This window comes from Lawsonibacter celer (assembly GCF_014281125.1).
Taxonomy (GTDB): domain Bacteria; phylum Bacillota; class Clostridia; order Oscillospirales; family Oscillospiraceae; genus Lawsonibacter_B; species Lawsonibacter_B celer.
The window spans coordinates 204,128-223,172 of the sequence record NZ_JACOEA010000001.1 but is presented as its reverse complement, the minus strand read 5'-3'; the positions used below and the strand labels follow the sequence as shown (position 1 = coordinate 223,172).

The window sequence follows — 19,045 nt, the reverse complement described above, 5'->3', positions numbered from 1 at the left end:
GCAGAAAAAAGAAGGCCGCTTTCCTCTTGCCAAACGTGGAAACCTGTGCTATACTTTATCAAGTCACCACCTGCAGGTGTAGTTCAATGGCAGAATGTCAGCTTCCCAAGCTGAACACGGGGGTTCGATTCCCCTCACCTGCTCCATAAGAAAAGGACACGGTTTCCGCCGTGTCCTTTTCTTATGGGCTCCGACACATCAGAGGCCGCCGCTCTGAGGCGAGTTTTCTGCGCCCGGCATTCTTCGTAAACAGAAAGGACATCCATAAGGATGTCCTTTCTTTGGCAGAGATAAGCGGGATCAGACTGCTGCTGTTTGTATGCCCGAAAGTTTCTTTGCACCTGAGCAAAGAAACGCCCCGAAATCTTACGATTTCGAGGCTTTTGGTGGAGATAAGCGGGATCGAACCGCTGACCTCTTGAATGCCATTCAAGCGCTCTCCCAGCTGAGCTATACCCCCATTTGAACTTCATACCCGTATTAGGCGAAGATTATATTAACAAAATCACTTCCTTTTGTCAACCCTGTTTTCGAAGAAATTTTGCATGATCCCCGGCGGAGCTCCCGGTAAGGCGTTCCGCCGGGAATCAGTTTTTTCAACAGGGCATAGAATCAGCGCACAAAGGGCTTGATCCCCAAAATCTCACGGGCCTCGGCGGGCGTAGCCACATCGTTGCCAAAGTCCTTGACCGCGCGCACCGCGCGCTCCACCAGCATCACGTTGGTGGCCATGATCTTCTCGCCGTTTTCGTCCTTACCGTAAACCACATTATCCTCCAGGCCCACGCGGATATGGCCGCCCAGAGCCAAGGCAGTATACATAATGGGCATATGGCCGGCACCGATGCCGAAGGCGGACCAGAGAGAGCCCTCGGGGATGTGCTGCACCAAGTTCAGCAGGTTTTCCGGGGTGGCCTCCAGACCACCCAGCACGCCCAGCACGAACTGATAGTACACAGGGGTCTTGACCAGACCCTTTTTCACATAATAGTTCACATTGCCCAGCATGCCGCGGTCGAAGATCTCCATCTCCGGCTTCACGTCATTGCGGAGATAGCAGTCGCACAGCTTCTCCAGGAAGCGGGGGGAATTTTCAAAGACATAGGCGCAACCCCAGTTCATGGAACCGGCGTCAAAGGAACCCATCTCGATCTCGGGCAGGGTCTCAAAGTGCTGAATACGGCCCTCATCCGGCGGCATCTTCACAGCGCCAGAGGAGGTGCAGTTAATGACCACGTCACAGTCCTCATGCGCACGAATCAGGCGAACCGTTTCAGCAAACTTTTCGCGGTCCATGGTGCCCAATCCCTCATCGTCACGCATATGCAGGTGGACTACTGCTGCGCCCGCCTTCCAGCAGGCATAGGCGTCCGCAGCAATCTGCTCAGGGGTCTCAGGAATCTTGTAGCCCCTTGGGGTCAGCGCGCCGGTGAGGGCGGCAGTGATGATTGTTTTCTTTGCCATAATAAAAAGACCTCCTCATGTTATGTTGAAAAAGTGTTGATTCCGCCGAGAGGACAGCCGAAGCTGCCCTCTCGGTTTGCCATGGGATGTGGGGGCTTTGGGGGCTTTATGGGGAATCTTGCTTTAATATACGCCGAGGAAGAAGATGGAGCAGACAATCAGCGCACCGACACAAATGACCAGGGTGTACGGCAGCAGCTTTTTGAAGTCGATGTGACACAGGGTCAGGTAGGGCAGCGCCCAGAAGGGCTGGATGATGTTGGTGGTCTGGTCGCCATAGGTGTAGGCGCACAGCAGCTTGGGCACATCCACATTCAGCTTGGCGGCCACGTCCAGCAGGTAGGGCGCCTCAATGACGAACTTGGAGCCGCCGGAAGGCACGGCCATGTTCAGCACCGCAGAGTAGAGGTAGGCAACCTCGGGGAAGGTCTTGGTGGTAGAAATGGCCATGAACGCATTGGAAATCACGGCGGCCAGACCGGTGTTGGCGATAATGCCGAAGATGCCGGCGTACAGGGGGAACTGAATGATAACGCCCCAGACAGAGCCGACGGAAGCGATACAGGCCTTGGAGAAGCGCTCCGGCGTGCCGCAGAGCACGATGCCCAGCATCATCATGGTGAAGTTGAAGTTATTGATGGTCAGGCCGTTAAAGCCCTGCTTGGCATAAAGCATCACGCACCAGATCAGGCCGAAGATACCGATAATCATGGAGAACACAGGGGTGTTGTTCATGAAGCCGGCAGGAGTGGAGCGGTCAGCGGGGCCTTCGTACATGGTCTGGGTGTGCTTCACGTCGTTGTACAGTTCGTCAGAGCAGCCTTCCATCTTCAGCTTGTTCTTGGGCATGATCAGGTAGCCCACGATAAAGACCATAATGAAGAGCACCAGGCACTGCAGCAGGTTCCACCAGGTCAGCACACTTTCGGACAGGGGATAAGCCTCTGCTACGTAGTTGGCGGCAATCTCAGTGGTGCACATGCTCTTCAGGAAGCCGGGAGTGGCGCCCTGGAGGGGTGCAGCCTGGGAGATGCCCACGGCGGGGATAGCTGTGCAGTAGGCGCAGGCGATCAGGGCGGGCGCATGGATGGAATAACCCTTGTCGCGGGCGGCAACCAGGGTGTTGCGCAGCAGCGCGATACACACCATCATGCCGATGCCCCAGTGGATGTACATCAGGATCCAAGAGATGACAAGGACCATGGCATAGGCCTGGAACCAGTTGTTGGGCATCATGGCCAGCTTGCGGATAAGCTTCTGAACCGGGGGAGAGATAGCAATCACGTTGCCGGTAATCATGATCAAGCTCATCTGCATGCCGAAGGTCAGCAGGCTCCAGAAGCCGGCTACCCAGCTGTTCATCAGGCTCATCTGCCCCTCTGCAGAATCCATGATGATGGGACAGCCGGTAAAGATAATCGCAAGGATTGCAACGATAATGGTCAGAATGATGGCAAAGACCATTGCATTGGGTGTCCAACGATCAAAGAATCGAATAAAATGATCGTTAAACGTCTTTTTTGTGGTAGTTTCGTTGTTACTCACAATAATTCTCCTCTCCATTTTTACAGCTTTTCCAAACCACTGGTTAAGGAGCCCCCATTCCCCCAACCAGCGGGTGCTGCCGGATTACAGGAAGGACCAGAGCATCAGGGCGGCGCCGGCCACAAGGGCAATAGCGCCCAGAACCCGCACCGCGCGCACCGCCAGATTAGAGGGCTCCCGCTCGGTCTCCAGAATGCTGGCGTCGAATTCAACCCGATCTTTTTTGCGGCGGTGGGACTGCTCCCGTTTATGTTCCCGTTCCTGGATGTCGGGGTCGTTCTTGTGCCATTTTGCCGTCTGGTAGGGCTTTGCCACACAAAGCAGCCCCATAACCACCAGCAGAAGCCCCAGTTGGGTTGCGATCCCCACCTGCCAGGTTCCGATATTCATACCGCACATCCTTCCCGGCGGGACTATGGCACGCCCGCCTGTCTTTGTATCAGCAGGCGCTTTCCTACGCCTGGCTGCACATCTCAAAAATACCCGCCGCGCCCTGGCCGCCGCCAATACACATGGTGACCATAAAATAGCGGCCGCCGCATCGCTTCATGTGGGAAATGGCCTTGCACAGCAGCATCACTCCGGAGGCGCCCAGCGGATGGCCCAGGGCCATGGCGCCGCCCTCTGGATTGAGCTTCTGCGTATCCAGGCCCAAGGTCCGGATACAGGCCAGCGCCTGGGACGCAAAGGCCTCATTGAGCTCGATATCATCCATATCCCCCAGCGTCAGGCCGGTCAGCCTGAGCACTTTCGGAATCGCCTGAATGGGGCCGATCCCCATGACCCGGGCGGGCACGCCGTCCACGGCAAAGCCCACGAACCTGGCCAGAGGCTTGAGTCCCAGCTCCCGCAGCTTCTCCCCGGACATCAGCACCACAAAGCCGGCGCCATCGGTCATCTGGGAGGAGGTGGCTGCGGTCACCACACCATCCGGCTTGAAGCAGGGCTTCAGACCGGCTAGGCTCTCCATCGTGGTACCGGGACGGATTCCCTCGTCCCGGGTAAGCACCACTGGATTTCCATCGGCGTCCAGTCCGTCCACCGGGACGATCTGGTCCTCAAACCAGCCGGCGGCCTGGGCCGCCGCCGCCTTGGCATGGCTCTCGCAGGCCATCTTTTCCATGTCCTCACGGGAGATGTTGTAATCGGCCGCCACGTTTTCCGCGGTCATTCCCATGCTGATGTAGTTGTCCACCGCGTGCTTGGCCAGGTAGGGCTCCATGATGCTGGGATCGGTCGCCATGGAGACCATGGACATGGTCTCCACACCGCCAGCCACAAGGACCTCCGCTTGTCCGCACATAATGGCGTTTGCGGCAGTCGCCACCGTCTGCAGGCCGGAAGAGCAGAAGCGGTTGATGGTCATGCCGGTCACCTTGTCCGGCAGGCCGGCCCGCTGGGCCACCAGACGGGCCAGGTTAAAGTCCTGGACGCCCTTCGGCATGGCACAGCCCACAATCACGTCGTCGATCTCCATGGGGTCCAGCTGGGGAACGCGCTTGAGTACACCCGCCAGTGTCTGGCCCCCATACTGCACCGGATGGACCTTGGACAGCCCGCCCTTAAACGCTTTACAGTAGGGGCTGCGGCCAAAGGCCACGATATACGCGTCTCTCACTTCCATCTGTCTCTTCCTTTCTTACCGCACGCAGCAGTCCTTTGTGATCAATAGAGATACATTCCGCCGTTGACCGCCAGGGTTTGTCCGTTGACAAAGGAGGCGTCCTCCGAGGCCAGGAACAGGATGGCCGAGGCGATCTCTCTGGGCTCAGCCCCCCGCTTCATGGGGATCTTCTTTACCATCTGCTCAATGATCGGCTCCGGGATGGCCCTAGTCATCTCCGAAAATGTGAATCCCGGGGCCACCGCGTTGACCCGGATGCCCTTGCCCGCGTACTCCAGGCAGAGATTTCGGGTCAACGCCTGGACGCCGGCCTTGGAGGCAGCATAGTTGCTCTGCCCCACATTGCCCATCTGCCCGGTAATGGAAGCCACGTTGACTATGGCCCCCTTTCCCTTGGGCAGCATCTGCTTCAGCGCCGCCTGAATGGTGAAGAACATCGACTTCAGGTTCACATTCATCACCAGGTCCCACTGCTCCTCCGTCATCTTGTGGAACAGTGCGTCCCGGGTAATACCCGCGTTGTTGACCAGCACGTCGATGCCGCCGAAGGCGGACACGGCCTCTTCAAACATGCGCTCCACATCGCCCTGGTCCGATACGCTTCCCTGCACGGCAATGACCTGCGCAAATCCCTCAGCCAGGAGCTTGTCCCGCGCCTGGACACAGTCAGCGCTCACATCGGCGAGCACGACCCTGGCCCCCTCCGCTGCAAATCTGCGGGCCGTTGCAAATCCAATTCCCCGGGCGGCGCCGGTCACCAGTACCACCTGATCGGCAAATCTCATCCGCTTATCTCACTCACTTTCCGAAAAATATCGCGATGCTGATAAATTAAGCAAAAAACGTGCCAAAATCAAGAAAGCCCCCAACCCCTCTCCAGCGCTGCATTTCGTTTTTTTATGTCCCACCAGATAAGTCTTTTTTGACTTATTTTCTTTTTTAGCAAGTCTAAATTGACTTATTTTTTGGTTTTATCGTCACTCTTGACAAAATACTTGTGCTTTTCTCCGCCGTATGTTAGTATAATTATTATAAGGATCGCTGTGTCAGATGATTGATAAACAGAGGCGGAGGTCGTAATCTTGGACAAAGCTTACAGACAGGTGAAATTTCTGGAAACCATTCTGGACAACATGCAGGAGCCCATTTATGTGCTGGACAAGCACGGGAAATTCATCTACGTTAATCGAGCCCTGATTGATCTGTCTGGTTCCACCAAGGAAGTCCTGCTGACCTACACCATGTACCGCATGGCGGAGGAAGGTATTATTGAGCGCGCTGTCTCCGAAGATGTGCTCAAGTACAAGCGCGCTTTTTCCTTTTTTCAGGATGTGGTCAATTTCCGCGGTCAGCGGCACAGGCAGCTGAACATGACCAGCCCCATTTTTGACAGCAACGGCAATGTGGAGTTTATCGTAGCGGTGCTCCTCCCCCTGAACCTGCTCACCCAGCAGATACACTCGGCCAATTCCGGCTCCAGGCACAACACGCTGGACCCCAGCCGTATGCGGGTAGACAACCGGGAGGTCATCGCCGAGAGTCCCGCCATGAGGCAGGTGCTGGAGCTGGCCCGGGCGTTGTCCGATGTGGACACCGCCGTCCTGGTCACGGGCGAGACGGGCTGCGGCAAGGATGTGGTGGCCCATCTCATCCATAGTTTGGGCCACAGGAGCAAGGGTCGTTTTGTCTCCATCAACTGCGCCTCCCTGCCGGAAACGTTGCTGGAGGCAGAGCTCTTCGGGTATGCTAAAGGTGCTTTTACCGGCGCCTCCAGCGCCGGTAAAAGGGGCCTCTTCGAAGAGGCCGACGGCGGTACCCTATTCTTGGATGAGATCAACTCCATGCCGCTGGCGCTTCAGGGCAAGCTTCTCCAGGCCATTGAGACCAAGCGCTTTACCAAAGTAGGGTCGGTGAAAAGCACCACAGTGGACTTCCGTGTGCTGGCCGCCAGCAATCAGGACCTAGCCGCCTGTGTCCAAAACGGCAGCTTCCGCCAGGATTTGTACTACCGCCTCAACGTTATGCCGGTCTACATTCCGCCTTTGCGGGAACGCCAGGAGGACATTGAGCCGTTGGCCAACTATTTTCTCCGCCACTACGGAGACAAATATGGCCGTCCCCGCTATCTGTCCGCCAAGGCCATGCTTCAGCTCAAATCCCACAGCTGGCCCGGCAACGTGCGGGAACTAAAAAACCTCATTGAGCGCATGATCATCACCAGCTCCGGCGAGGTGATTGAGATCTCCGAAATTCCGGGCAGCTCGTTGAATCCCAGCCTGCCGGAGGAGAGCCACCCGGCACAGGCCAGCTATTTTCTTCCTCCCTCTCTCCTGCTGGACGACGTACCGGAGGACTTTTCCCTGAATTTCTATATGGAACAATGTGAGCGCGCTTTGCTGCAGCAGGTCCTGAAGCGCTGCGGAAGCACCTATAAAGCCGCCCAATATCTCAAAACCAGCCAGTCCGCCATCGCCCGGCGCAAGGCAAAATATAACCTGTGAGGAAAGTCCCCCATGGTTAAGTCAATTTTGATTTAGCCATGGGGGCTTCTCACTGGCCTGCCCCCTCCATTCCGTCTTGCCGGGGCCTGTTTTTCTGGGTCTGCGACCAGATCCCCCCAATCCCCCGCTTAAAAACCTGGCATCAAACTTGCATGTTATCTGTCCAGGTCAGTGGAAACACAACAAGCAGGAGGTAACATCATGTATCAACAGGAATACCAACGCAAGCGCATCTCTATGGACCAGCTGCTGGAGCTGTTCCAATCCGATCTTTTCATAGTATTGGGCTCCGGTCCCCAATCTCCGGTTGGATTGCTCAGCCGCCTGCATGAGCTGCAGGGTCGGGCTTCCCATATCCGGCTCAGCACCGCTCTGCCCCTCAAGCCCTATCCGGTCATGACCGATCCCCAATACAGGGGAATCCTGGAGCAGGAGAGCTTCTTTTACAGCCCGGTCCAGCGCATTTCCGACCGGTTGGGCGAGTGTACCCATCTCCCCTCTCATCTGCGCGCCGCACCTTCCGTGGTGCTGCGCGGCCGTGCAGACCCGGATCTGCTGGTCACCTCCGTCTCCCCCATGGATGAGCACGGCTATTTTTCCATCTGCGCCGGCTGTCTGGTGGAGCCCGAGGTGCTTAAGCGCGCCAAGCGCGTGGTGGTGGAGGTGTGCGCCAAGGCCCCTCGCACCTTCGGGGACACCACGCTGCACATCAGCCGGGTGGATCACATCGTAGAGTGCGACCGTGGCTTGGTGGAAATGCCGCCCGCCCCCATCGGCGAGGCCGACCTGGCCATCGGCCGGTATGTGGCCGACCTGGTGGAGGACGGCTCCACCATCCAGCTGGGCATCGGCTCCATCCCCAACGCGGTGGCCCAGTCGCTGATGCACAAAAGAGATCTGGGCATGCATACTGAGATGCTGGTGGACAGCACGGTGGATTTGGTGGAGGCCGGCGTGCTCACCGGCCGGTGCAAGACCCTTCACCCCAACCAGATTGTGACGGTCTTTACCATGGGCACCCAGCGGCTGTATGACTTTATCGACAACAACCCGGGCGTACTTCACCGGGCCGCCCCCTACACCAACGACCCCTATGTCATCGCCCAGAACTACAAGATGACCTCCATCAACACCACGCTGCAGGTAGACCTGTTCGGCCAGTGCGCCTCCGAGTCGGTGGCTGGCTCCCAGATCAGCGGAATCGGCGGCCAGGCGGAGACCTGCATGGGCGCCCAGATGTCTCCCGGTGGAAAATCGATCATGACCCTGCACTCCACCGGCACGGTACGCCAAAAGGACGGCAGCACCAAACTGGCGTCGAAAATTGTGCCCGGCCTGACACCCGGCACCGTGGTGTCCACCGCCCGCTCCGATGTGGAATACGTGGTCACCGAGTTCGGCGTGGCGGAGCTCAAGGGAAAGACCGTGCGGGATCGGGCCAAGGCTCTGATTTCCATCGCCCACCCCGATTTTCAGGCCGAGCTCACTGAGGCTGCCGAGCGCTTCCACATTCTCTGAGCAGGAGGAAGCCCTTATTTCTTCAATACACAAAAGGACCCGCCGCGCCCAAAGGCGCGGCGGGTCCTTTTTACATTCTGTATGACGCCTCATCCGCCCAGCCAACATAGCCTTGTCAGCCGCGGCAGTTCATAGTATACTATTCCGCGTGTGCATTGGTTCATTGGGAGGAGATTATATGGAAAAAAAGCAAAATCGCGGCAGTTTTACCGGCTCTTTGGGATTTGTTTTATCCGCTGCCGGCAGTGCCGTAGGACTGGGAAATATATGGCGTTTTCCCTATTTAGCCGCAAAGGACGGCGGCGGCGTGTTTCTGCTGGTTTACCTGATTTTAGCGCTTACCTTTGGCTTTACCCTGCTGACCACGGAAATCGCCATCGGCCGCCGGACAGGCCAGAGCCCCTTGACCGCCTACCGCGTGCTTTACCCCAAAATGGGCTGGCTGGGCCTTCTGGCCTGCGTGATCCCCATGCTGATCCTGCCCTATTACAGCGCCATCGGCGGCTGGGTGCTGAAGTATCTGGCCGCCTACTTGACCGGCGGCGCACAGGCCGCTGTGGACAGCCAGTACTTTACCAGCTTCATTACCTCTACCTGGAGCCCTATCCTCTGGTTCCTGCTTTTTCTGGGCGCGACCGTGTTTGTTGTGTACAGCGGCGTCGACTCCGGGATCGAGCGGATGTCAAAGATTCTGATGCCGGTCCTGCTGGTGCTTATGCTGTGTATCGCCTGCTTCTCTCTGACGCTGTCCCATACGGACGAAGAGGGCGTCACCCGCACCGGGCTGCAGGGTCTGCTTGTATACGTGGTGCCGAACTTTGAGGGAATGACCCTGCGCAAATTCCTTATGGTGCTGACCGACGCCATGGGACAGCTCTTCTATTCCATCAGCGTGGCCATGGGCATCATGATCACTTACGGCTCTTATGTGAAAAAGGAGACCAACCTAGTGAAATCCGTCAACCAGATTGAGCTGTTTGACACTGTTGTGGCCTTCCTAGCCGGTATGATGATTATCCCCGCCGTCTTCGTCTTTTCAGGCGCGCAGGGCATGTCAGACGGACCCACCCTGATGTTCCGCTCCCTCCCCAAGGTATTCGGCGCCATGGGCGGCGTGGGGGTTGTGGTCGGCGTCGTATTCTTTCTGGCCGTGGCCTTTGCCGCCCTCACCTCCTCCGTCTCCATTATGGAGGCCATCGTATCCAGCGCTATGGACCAATTCCATATCAGCCGCAAAAAGGCCTGTATTGCGGTGGCGCTGATCGCTTTGGCTGGCGGTCTGGTAGTCTGTCTGGGCTACAATCTATTCTACTTTGAATGGATCCTGCCCAATACCCCTGCCGGCAAAAATGCGCAAATCCTGGACATCCTGGACTATATCAGCAACTATGTGATGATGCCTGTGCTCTCCATCGGCACCTGCATTCTGATTGGATGGATTGTGAAGCCCAAGACGATTATTGAGGAAGTTACGCTTGGGGGCCGCAGGTTTCGCCGGGAAAAGCTCTATGTCATCATGGTGAAGGTGGTAACTCCCCTGCTGCTGTTCTTCCTGCTGCTGCAGTCTCTGGGGATCATTCGTTTTTAAAGAGAAAAACGGCAGAGCGCCTGTGTCCAGGCCGCGCTGCCGTTTTCTTTTATGTCCGAACAAAGAAAAAAATCCCGAAACCGTAAGATTTTGGGATTTTTGGCGGAGAGAAGCGGAACCGAACCGCTGTTGTTTGTGTGCCTGAAGGCCTCTTTGCATCCGAACAAAGAAGAACCCGAAATCTTAAGATTTCGGGTTCTTGGTGGAGATAAGCGGGATCGAACCGCTGACCTCTTGAATGCCATTCAAGCGCTCTCCCAGCTGAGCTATACCCCCATTGAGCTTGTCCGAACTGACGGAACGAATGTTATTTTAGCAGGTCATTTCCCTTTTGTCAACCAATTTTTTCGGATTTTATCCGTGCTGTCAAAGGAAACTCCTCTTTGCCTCCGTTCAGCGTCCGTGCTATAATCACTGCAAAGCAGCTGCTGTACAATACCCGAGGGGGAAATTGGGAGGAAATTAAGCTTGGATATTGTCATTTTGGACGGCCACACCACAAATCCCGGTGATCTGAATTGGGATCCCATCGCCAGCCAAGGAGCGCTGACGGTCTATGACCGCACCGCGCCGGAGCAGATCATCCCCCGCATCGGAAAGGCCCAGGCGATCTTTACCAACAAAACACCTCTGGACCGCTCGGTATTCGATGCCTGCCCGGACATTCAGTTTGTCGGCGTACTGGCCACCGGCTACAATATCGTGGATCTGGACGCGGCCCGTGACCGCCGCGTCACCGTGTGCAATGTACCGGGCTACAGCACGCCCTCTGTGGCTCAGATGACCTTTGCGCTTTTGCTGGAGCTCTGCCACCGGGCCGGCCGCCACAGCGACACGGTGCACAGCGGGCGCTGGAGGACCTGCCCGGACTTTACCTATTGGGACTTTCCCCTGGTGGAACTGGCGGGCAAGACCATGGGGATCGTAGGCTACGGCGACATCGGGCAGCAGGTCGCCAGGTTGGCCCGCGCCTTCGGCATGGAGGTGCTCGCCTGCGGCGGGCGCCGTCCGGTGGTCTCCGACGGCGTCGTCGCCGGTACCGGGCTGGAGGAGGTGTTCACACGCTCGGACGTGATCTCCCTCCACTGTCCTCTCACGGAAGCCAGCCGCGGCATGATCAACCGGGACAGCATCGCCCGGATGAAGGACGGGGTGCTGCTGCTCAATACCGCTCGGGGGCCCCTGATCGTGGAGTCCGACCTGCGGGCCGCGCTGGATAGTGGAAAGGTGGGCGGCGCGGGGCTGGACGTGCTTTGCCAGGAGCCGCCCCGGGATGGCTCCCCCCTTCTGGGCGCCACCAACTGCATCCTTACCCCGCATATCGCCTGGGCTCCCCGGGAGGCCCGGCAGCGACTAGTGGACACGGCTGCCGAAAATCTGGCGGCCTGGAGGGCCGGCAGGCCAATTCATGTGGTGACCTGAAGCAAATCGGGTCCGGACGTCAAACCGTCCGGACCCGATTTCTTATGCATTCAGAATCCTTCCGTCTACCGAGATGGTGACCACCTGCCAGGGGATGAATTTCCCGCTGTTTTTCAGGGCAGTGACCGCCGCCCGCTCGATCCCGCCGCAGCAGGGCACTTCCATGCGCACCACTGTGAGGGCCTTGATCTCATTGCCGCGGATAATTTCTGTGAGCTTTTCCGTATAGTCCCCCTCGTCCAGCTTGGGACAGCCCACCAGCGTGACCTTTCCTCTCATAAAATCCTGGTGGAAGCTGCCGTAGGCATAGGCAGTGCAGTCCGCGGCCACCAGGAGATGGGCCCCGTCAAAGTAGGGCGCGTTCACCGGCACCAGCTTGATCTGCACCGGCCACTGGCGCAGCTGGGAGGCCGCGGGCGCCGTGCAGGCCGCCTGCGCTTCCTCCTCCGGATGCTGGATCCGCCGGGACTGGCTGCCCGGACAGCCGCAGGGCAGGGGCGCGTCCTGTCCGCTGCGCTTGGCCTGCTGATTGGCCATCACTGCGGCGTGGTCATAGGCCGCCGCCTCCCGCTCCACAAAGGTGATGGCCCCGGTGGGACAGGCGGGCAGACAATCCCCCAGGCCGTCGCAGTAGTCGTCGCGCAGCAGCTGAGCCCTGCCGTCCACCATACCGATGGCCCCCTCGTGGCAGGCCTGAACGCAAAGCCCGCAGCCATTACATTTGTCCCGGTCGATCTGGATAATTTTACGGATCATAAAAGATCCCTCCGTTCTTGACTTATTGTCCTCAGTATATTAGAATTGGTACAACGAGTCTGTTGTTTTTCCAACGAATTGAGGATTTTTATGGACTTTCTGTTTCTCACCAACACACCGCTTTTCCGGGGAACCACTCCGGAGGAGGCAGCCAAGATGGTGACCTGCCTGAGCGCGGAGGAGCGCTTTTTTCCAAAGGACGCCTTCCTCTACCGCACCGGGGACACAGTGCGCGCCATGGGCCTGGTGCTCTCCGGACGGGTGCGCATTGAAAGCGATGATATCTGGGGCAACCGGACCATTCTGGACCAGTTGGAGCCGGGCCAGGTCTTTGCCGAGACCTACGCCTGTGTGCCCGACGAACCGCTGATGGTCAATGTGGTGGCGGGCACAGACGTGCGGGTGCTTTTCCTGGACGCGGCCCGGGCGCTGCGGACCTGCCCGGACGCCTGCGCCCACCACGCCAAACTAGTGCGCAATCTGCTGGCCGTCTCCGCACAGAAGAACCTCACCCTCTCCCGGCGGATGTTTCACATCTCCGCCAAGACCATCCGGGGCCGCCTACTCTCCTATCTGTCCTATCAGGCCAGGCGCCAGGGCAGCTACGCCTTCTCCATCCCCTTTGACCGGCAGCAGCTGGCCGACTACCTGGGCGTGGACCGCAGCGCCCTGTCCGCCGAGCTGGGTAAGATGCGCCGGGAGGGGCTGCTCACCTTTGAGCGCAGCCGCTTTGAACTGATCCGCGCTCATTCTTATTTCGAATAAAATACTTTACCGCCCTATGATTTTACCGGTTGTAAAAAAGGTCGATTTGTAATATTATATAGGGTACGATTAAAAAAGGATTTAAGGTGAATCTATGAGCCTTCGCATCGGAATCGACATCGGCTCCACCACCGTCAAGGTCGTGGTGCTGGACGAGCAGAACAAGCTTCTCTTCCGCTCTTACGAGCGGCACTATTCCAAAGCCCGGGAGCGGGCGGCCGAAACCCTGCGCTCCATCAGCGATCTTCTCGCCGGCAGGCAGGTACGCATGGTCATCACCGGCTCGGCCGGTCTGGGCGTGGCCAAGGCCGCGGGGATCGACTTCGTGCAGGAGGTATACGCCACCGCCGCCGCGGTCAACCAGTACATACCGGACACCGACGCGGTGATCGAGCTGGGCGGCGAGGATGCCAAGATCATTTTCTTCGGCGGCGCGCTGGAGGAGCGGATGAACGGCTCCTGTGCCGGCGGCACCGGGGCCTTTATCGACCAGATGGCTACCCTGATGAACGTCAGCGTCACCGAGCTGGACGAGCTGAGCCTGAAGCACGAAAAGATCTACCCCATCGCCTCCCGCTGCGGCGTGTTCGCCAAGAGCGACATTCAGCCCATCCTCAACCAGGGCGGGCGCAAGGAGGATGTGGCCGCCTCCATTTTCCAGGCCGTGGTGGACCAGACGGTGGCCGGGCTCACCCAGGGCCGGGAGCTGAAGGGGAAGATCGTCTTTCTGGGCGGGCCGCTGCACTTCCTCATGGGTCTGCGGCAGCGCTTTGTGGAGACCCTGAAGCTGGACGGGGAGCACGCCGTTTTCCCGGAGGACGGGGACTGCTTCGCGGGCATCGGCGCGGCCCTGTGCGCCTGCGACTATGCCGAGCACCCCTTTGATGAACTGCTGAAGAAGTTGGAGGAGAGCGTGGGCGACGTGGGCCTGGTGGACACCATGCCCCCCCTGTTCACCAGCCAGGAGGAGTACGACGGCTTCACCGCCCGGCACAACGCCATGCACCCCCCGGAGGTGGACGCAGGCACCTACACCGGCCCCGCCTGGTTGGGCATCGACGCCGGCTCCACCACCACCAAGATGGCCCTCATTACCGCCGACGGCGGGCTGCTCTACACCTATTACCACTCCAACCTGGGCAATCCGGTGGCCATTGTGCTGGAGCAGCTGAAGGAGATCTACCGGCTGTGCGGGGACCGGATCACCATCCAGGGGGCTGCCGTCACCGGCTACGGCGAGGACCTGATTAAAAACGCCTTCTCCTGCGATGCGGGTCTGGTGGAGACCGTGGCCCACTACAACGCTGCCCGCCACTTCAACCCGGATGTGGACTTCATCATTGACATCGGCGGCCAGGACATGAAGTGCTTTAAGATCCGCAACGGGGCCGTGGACTCCATCCTGCTCAACGAGGCCTGCTCCTCCGGCTGCGGCTCCTTTATCGAGACCTTCGCCAAAGCCCTGGGGTACAGCATCGCCGACTTTGCCAGGCTGGGCCTGCTGGCCCCCCACCCGGTGAACCTGGGCTCCCGCTGCACGGTGTTTATGAACTCCAGCGTAAAGCAGGCTCAGAAAGACGGTGCCAGCGTGGAGGACATCTCCGCCGGCCTGTCCATCTCCATTGTGAAAAACGCGGTATACAAGGTCATCCGGGCCGCCAACGCCGACGATCTGGGCCGGCACATCGTGGTCCAGGGAGGCACCTTCCTCAATGACGCGGTGCTGCGCGCCTTCGAGCAGGAGCTGGGCCGGGACGTGACCCGCCCCACCATCGCCGGGCTGATGGGCGCGTTCGGCGCGGCCCTGGCCGCCCGGGACCTGCACCTGGACCGGAGCGCCCTGCTGACCAGGGCGGCGCTGGAGACCTTCTTCCACACCGCCAAGCCCGCCACCTGCGGTCTTTGCACCAACCACTGCTCTCTCACAGTCAACACCTTTGACGGAGGCCGGAAATTCATCTCGGGCAATCGCTGTTCCCGCCCCTTGGGCAAGGAGAAGGCGGAAAATCCCGACCTGATGGTCTACAAATACCGCAAGCTCCGCGCCCTGAAGGGCAAGGGAGCCGGCACCGGCGTGCGGGGGACCATGGGCATCCCCTTCGGCCTGAATATGTATGAGAACCTGCCCTTCTGGTTTGAATTCTTCACCCGCCTCAATTTTGAGGTAGTCCTCTCCCCCGAGTCCTCCCGCAAGCTGTACCTGAAGGGCCAGCACACCATCCCCTCGGATACGGTGTGCTACCCCGCCAAGCTGCTCCACGGCCATGTGGAGGCCCTGGTGGAGGCGGGGGTGGACGCCATTTGGTACCCCTGCATGTCTTACAACAACAACGAGGGCATCGGGGACAACCACTACAACTGCCCGGTGGTGGCCTACTATCCGGAGCTTCTGGCTGCCAACGTGCCAGCCCTGAAGCAGACCAAATACTTGGACCCCTATGTGGGCCTGTGGCGGCACAAGGATTTTGAAAAGCGCATCGCTCAGCTGATGTACGACCAGTTCGACGTGCCCAAAAAGGAGACCGCGGCCGCGGTAAAGGCGGCCTACGCCGCCTATGAGGCCTATGTCCACGACGTGCGGGAGACCGGGAAGCAGTACATCCAGTACGCCCGGGAGCGCCACATGCCCATTCTGGTGGCCTGCGGGCGGCCCTACCATATCGACCCGGAGATCAATCACGGCATCAACGACCTGATCACCGGCTTCGGCTTCGTGCTGGTGACCGAGGACGCCCTGAGCTATCTGGAGGGCTACGCCCCCCGCAAGGTGCTCAATCAGTGGACCTTCCAGTCCCGCATGTACAACGCCGCCCGCTATGTGTGCACCCAGCCGGACATGCAGGTGGTGCAGCTGGTCTCCTTCGGCTGCGGCACGGACGCCATCACCACCGACGAGCTGCGCGCCATCCTGGAGGAGGGCGGCAAGCTGTACACCCAGCTGAAAATTGACGACATCAGCAACCTGGGGGCGGTGAAGATCCGCGTGCGCTCCCTGATGGCGGCCATGGACGCGCGGGCGGAGTAAGCTTCCGTCCGCTCTGCCGGGGCCGCACGGGGCCCCCATTTTTCCGATTGAAAGGAACCAAAAGCTTATGGCAGAATTGATCTACGACAAGACCGGGCGGCTTCTGTTTACCGAGGAGATGAAAAAGGAGTACACCATTCTCTTCCCCACCATGCTGCCGGTCCACTTCGGCCTGATGGCCCGCATTCTGGAAAATGACGGCTTCCATGTGGAGATGCTCACCACCAACCACCGCAATATTGTGGACGAGGGGCTCAAGTACGTTCACAACGACACCTGCTACCCCGCTCTGCTGGTCATCGGCCAGCTGATCGACGCGGTGAAGAGCGGCAAATACGACATGCATAAGGTGGCCCTGCTCATCACCCAGACCGGCGGCGGCTGCCGGGCCTCCAACTACATCCACCTGCTGCGCAAGGCCCTGGAAAAGGCTGGGCTGAGCTACATCCCCGTGGTGTCCCTGAACCTGTCCGGGCTGGAGCCCAATCCCGGCTTCAAGCTAGGCCTGGGCATGCTGCGCAAGGCGGTATTCGCCATGATGTACGGGGACATCATTGTCCAGTGCGCCAACCAGGTGCGCCCCTACGAGGTGAACGCCGGGGAGACCGACCGGGTCATCGGCGAGGTGGAGAATTGGCTGCTGGACGGCATGAACCAGGGCAAGGGGCTGTCCTTCAAGAGCATGACGGCCAACTTCGACCGCATCACCGCCGCCTTCAAGGCTGTCCCTACAGCCGGGGAGCCCAAGGTACGCGTGGGCGTGGTGGGCGAGATCTACATCAAATACTCTCCCTTGGGCAACAACAATCTGGAGCAGTTCCTGCTCTCCGAGGGGGCCGAGCCGGTGGTGCCCGGCCTGACCGACTTCATCATCTTCAAGATCTACAACCGCGAGGTGGACGTCAATATCTACGGCGGAAAGTGGATCAAGAAAAAAGCCTGCCAGGTACTCAAAGGCTATGTGGAGAAATGCCAGCGGGCCATGATTGCAGCCATGGAGCGGGGCGGCTTCCGCGCCCCGGGCACCTTCGAGGATCTGCGGCGGCTGATCCAGGGCTACCTAGGCGAGGGCAACAAGATGGGCGAGGGCTGGCTGCTCACCGCCGAGATGCTGGAGCTTATCCACTCCGGCACCAGTAACATCGTGTGCACCCAGCCCTTCGGCTGCCTACCCAACCACATTGTGGGCAAAGGCATGATCCGCAAGCTCAAGGACGACTACCCCTATTCCAACATTGTGGCCATCGACTACGACCCCGGCGCCACCAAGATCAACCAGGAAAACCGCATCAAACTGATGCTGGCCAACGCCCGGGCCCTGGCCAATCAGGAGCACGGCCAGGCGTGCGGGTCGGCGCAGGCGCCGGAGACGGCTGGAGTGGTCTGAGGGCACAGTGGGCCGCTGCTTTGCTGTGCACACACATCCATCAAACTGAGCAGCGGGCTCCCCCACCGGGAGCCCGTTGTTTGACCGGAGGGACCCTTTTGAACGAGAATCCGAATATCATGGCCGCGCTTCCGGTGCGGCCGCTGCTGATCCGCATGTCCTGGCCTATGATGCTCTCCATGCTCATTCAGGCTCTGTACAATCTGGTAGACAGCCTGTTTGTAGCCCGCCTGGGCGGACAGGCCTTTGAAGCGCTCTCCCTGGTCTACCCCATTCAGATGCTGATGGTCTCCGTCTGTGTGGGCACCGGCGTTGGGGTCAACTCTATGCTCTCCCGGCGTCTGGGCGAGGGCCGGACCGACCGCGCCAACGCAGTTGCAGCCAACGGATATTTCCTTTATTTTCTCACCTGGGCGGCCTTTGCCCTGGTAAGTCTCTTTGGCTTGCGGGGTTATATGTGGGCCTTTACGGACGATCCGGTCACTGCCATCTATGGGCTGGACTACCTGACCATCGTCACTGTGGGCTCCCTGGGCATGTGCTTTCAATTTGCCGGGGAACGGGTGCTCCAGGCCTCGGGCAATGCCGTCGGCCACCTGGTGATCCAGGGCGTGGGGGCTGTTGCAAACCTGATTTTGGACCCGCTGTTCATCTTCGGCATCGGGCCCTTTCCGGAACTGAAGGTGGCCGGGGCCGCCCTGGCTACCATCATCGGCCAGTTTATCGGCATGGCCGTTGGCCTCTGGCTGGTAAGCAGGAGCAAAACCATCCTCGTCCAGTTCAGGGGATTTCGCCCTGACCGTCAGGCCATTGGGGAGATCTACCGCATCGCTCTTCCCGCCATTGTCATGCAGTCCCTGAGCACGGTCATGACCATGGGCATGAACAAAATTCTGGGCCTGCTCACCGACACCGGGGTATTCATTCTGGGTGCCTATTTTAAGCTGCAGTCCTTTATCTTTATGCCGGTCTATGGCCTGAGCAACGGTCTGGTTCCTCCGGTAAGCTTTAATTACGGCGCCAAAAGCCGCAGCCGGGTGGAGGGGCTGATTTACTTCGCCATGGCCATCGCGGTTGGCATTATGGCGGCGGGAACCCTGCTGCTTCTGCTGGCCCCGGGGCCGCTGCTCCGCCTCTTTGACGCGGACACCGCCGTGCTCTCCGATGGAATACCCGCCCTGCGTGTGATCGCCCTTTCCTTTGTCTTTGCCGGCGTCTCCATTATCCTCTGCTCCGCTTTCCAGGCTATGAGTTCCCCCACCCTGAGCCTGATCGTATCCCTGCTGCGGCAGGTGGTGCTCCTCCTCCCCGCCGCGCTGGTGCTGGGGCACATGCGGCCCTCTCTGATCTGGCTTTGCTTCCCGCTGGCGGAAGTGGCCTCGTGTCTGATCTGCCTGATCTTTTATTGGCGGGTACGCCGGCTGAACCTGCTTTCCCTGGAGGGATGACG

Annotated in this window: 14 protein-coding genes and 3 tRNA genes; 9 read left to right on the top strand and 8 right to left on the bottom strand. The window is 59.1% G+C overall.

Features of this window, described 5'->3' with window-relative positions; all coding sequences use genetic code 11:
* Positions 1 to 72 precede the first annotated feature (72 nt).
* A tRNA-Gly gene (locus H9Q75_RS01025) sits at positions 73 to 146 on the top strand.
* 238 nt (positions 147 to 384) lie between these two features.
* Here the strand turns inward: H9Q75_RS01025 and H9Q75_RS01020 are convergent.
* From H9Q75_RS01020 to fabG, 6 genes are all read right to left on the bottom strand, one after another.
* Positions 385 to 460, bottom strand: a tRNA-Ala gene (locus H9Q75_RS01020).
* A 152-nt stretch (positions 461 to 612) separates the two neighbouring features.
* The gene (locus H9Q75_RS01015) at positions 613 to 1,464 is read right to left on the bottom strand and encodes a beta-keto acid cleavage family enzyme (protein WP_186564308.1); all 852 of its coding nucleotides are present in this window, start codon (positions 1,462 to 1,464) and stop codon (positions 613 to 615) included.
* Positions 1,465 to 1,587: 123 nt separating this feature from the next.
* Positions 1,588 to 3,009, bottom strand: a complete 1,422-nt coding sequence (locus tag H9Q75_RS01010) for a TIGR00366 family protein (RefSeq protein WP_186564307.1) — start codon at positions 3,007 to 3,009, stop codon at positions 1,588 to 1,590.
* A gap of 84 nt (positions 3,010 to 3,093) precedes the next feature.
* A complete protein-coding gene (locus H9Q75_RS01005; RefSeq protein ID WP_186564306.1) occupies positions 3,094 to 3,399 on the bottom strand; it encodes a DUF6199 family natural product biosynthesis protein in 306 nt (101 codons plus the stop codon).
* A gap of 64 nt (positions 3,400 to 3,463) precedes the next feature.
* Positions 3,464 to 4,627 (bottom strand): thiolase family protein, encoded by a 1,164-nt coding sequence (locus H9Q75_RS01000; RefSeq protein WP_423788629.1) that lies wholly within the window; start codon positions 4,625 to 4,627, stop codon positions 3,464 to 3,466.
* A gap of 47 nt (positions 4,628 to 4,674) precedes the next feature.
* Positions 4,675 to 5,418 carry a 3-oxoacyl-ACP reductase FabG gene (fabG, locus tag H9Q75_RS00995; RefSeq protein WP_186564304.1) on the bottom strand — a complete coding sequence of 248 codons (744 nt, stop codon included), beginning with the start codon at positions 5,416 to 5,418 and terminating at the stop codon, positions 4,675 to 4,677.
* A gap of 297 nt (positions 5,419 to 5,715) precedes the next feature.
* Between fabG and H9Q75_RS00990 the strand changes: the two genes are divergently transcribed.
* The 3 genes from H9Q75_RS00990 to H9Q75_RS00980 all read left to right on the top strand — a co-directional run bounded on the left by H9Q75_RS00990 (position 5,716) and on the right by H9Q75_RS00980 (position 10,240).
* On the top strand, positions 5,716 to 7,134 hold the full coding sequence (locus H9Q75_RS00990; RefSeq protein WP_186564303.1) for a sigma-54 interaction domain-containing protein: 1,419 nt from the start codon (positions 5,716 to 5,718) through the stop codon (positions 7,132 to 7,134).
* A gap of 201 nt (positions 7,135 to 7,335) precedes the next feature.
* Positions 7,336 to 8,652 (top strand): acetyl-CoA hydrolase/transferase family protein, encoded by a 1,317-nt coding sequence (locus H9Q75_RS00985; protein ID WP_186564302.1) that lies wholly within the window; start codon positions 7,336 to 7,338, stop codon positions 8,650 to 8,652.
* Positions 8,653 to 8,830: 178 nt separating this feature from the next.
* A complete protein-coding gene (locus H9Q75_RS00980; RefSeq protein WP_186564301.1) occupies positions 8,831 to 10,240 on the top strand; it encodes a sodium-dependent transporter in 1,410 nt (469 codons plus the stop codon).
* Positions 10,241 to 10,440: 200 nt separating this feature from the next.
* Here H9Q75_RS00980 and H9Q75_RS00975 read toward each other — a convergent pair.
* Positions 10,441 to 10,516, bottom strand: a tRNA-Ala gene (locus tag H9Q75_RS00975).
* A gap of 192 nt (positions 10,517 to 10,708) precedes the next feature.
* Between H9Q75_RS00975 and H9Q75_RS00970 the strand changes: the two genes are divergently transcribed.
* Positions 10,709 to 11,662 (top strand): D-2-hydroxyacid dehydrogenase, encoded by a 954-nt coding sequence (locus H9Q75_RS00970; RefSeq protein ID WP_186564300.1) that lies wholly within the window; start codon positions 10,709 to 10,711, stop codon positions 11,660 to 11,662.
* A gap of 42 nt (positions 11,663 to 11,704) precedes the next feature.
* Here H9Q75_RS00970 and H9Q75_RS00965 read toward each other — a convergent pair whose 3' ends face one another.
* A complete protein-coding gene (locus H9Q75_RS00965) occupies positions 11,705 to 12,418 on the bottom strand; it encodes an ATP-binding protein (protein ID WP_186564299.1) in 714 nt (237 codons plus the stop codon).
* Positions 12,419 to 12,508: 90 nt separating this feature from the next.
* On the opposite strand from H9Q75_RS00965, the gene H9Q75_RS00960 reads away from it, so the two are divergent.
* The 4 genes from H9Q75_RS00960 (at position 12,509) to H9Q75_RS00945 (ending at position 19,043) form a co-directional block, all read left to right on the top strand.
* Positions 12,509 to 13,183, top strand: coding sequence for a Crp/Fnr family transcriptional regulator (locus H9Q75_RS00960; protein WP_186564298.1), 675 nt, complete (start codon positions 12,509 to 12,511; stop codon positions 13,181 to 13,183).
* 94 nt (positions 13,184 to 13,277) lie between these two features.
* Complete coding sequence (locus H9Q75_RS00955; protein ID WP_186564297.1) at positions 13,278 to 16,208, top strand: acyl-CoA dehydratase activase; 2,931 nt, start codon at positions 13,278 to 13,280, stop codon at positions 16,206 to 16,208.
* Positions 16,209 to 16,275: 67 nt separating this feature from the next.
* Positions 16,276 to 17,595, top strand: coding sequence for a 2-hydroxyacyl-CoA dehydratase (locus H9Q75_RS00950; RefSeq protein WP_186564296.1), 1,320 nt, complete (start codon positions 16,276 to 16,278; stop codon positions 17,593 to 17,595).
* 98 nt (positions 17,596 to 17,693) lie between these two features.
* Positions 17,694 to 19,043, top strand: a complete 1,350-nt coding sequence (locus tag H9Q75_RS00945) for an MATE family efflux transporter (RefSeq protein ID WP_243200633.1) — start codon at positions 17,694 to 17,696, stop codon at positions 19,041 to 19,043.
* Positions 19,044 to 19,045: the final 2 nt, after the last annotated feature.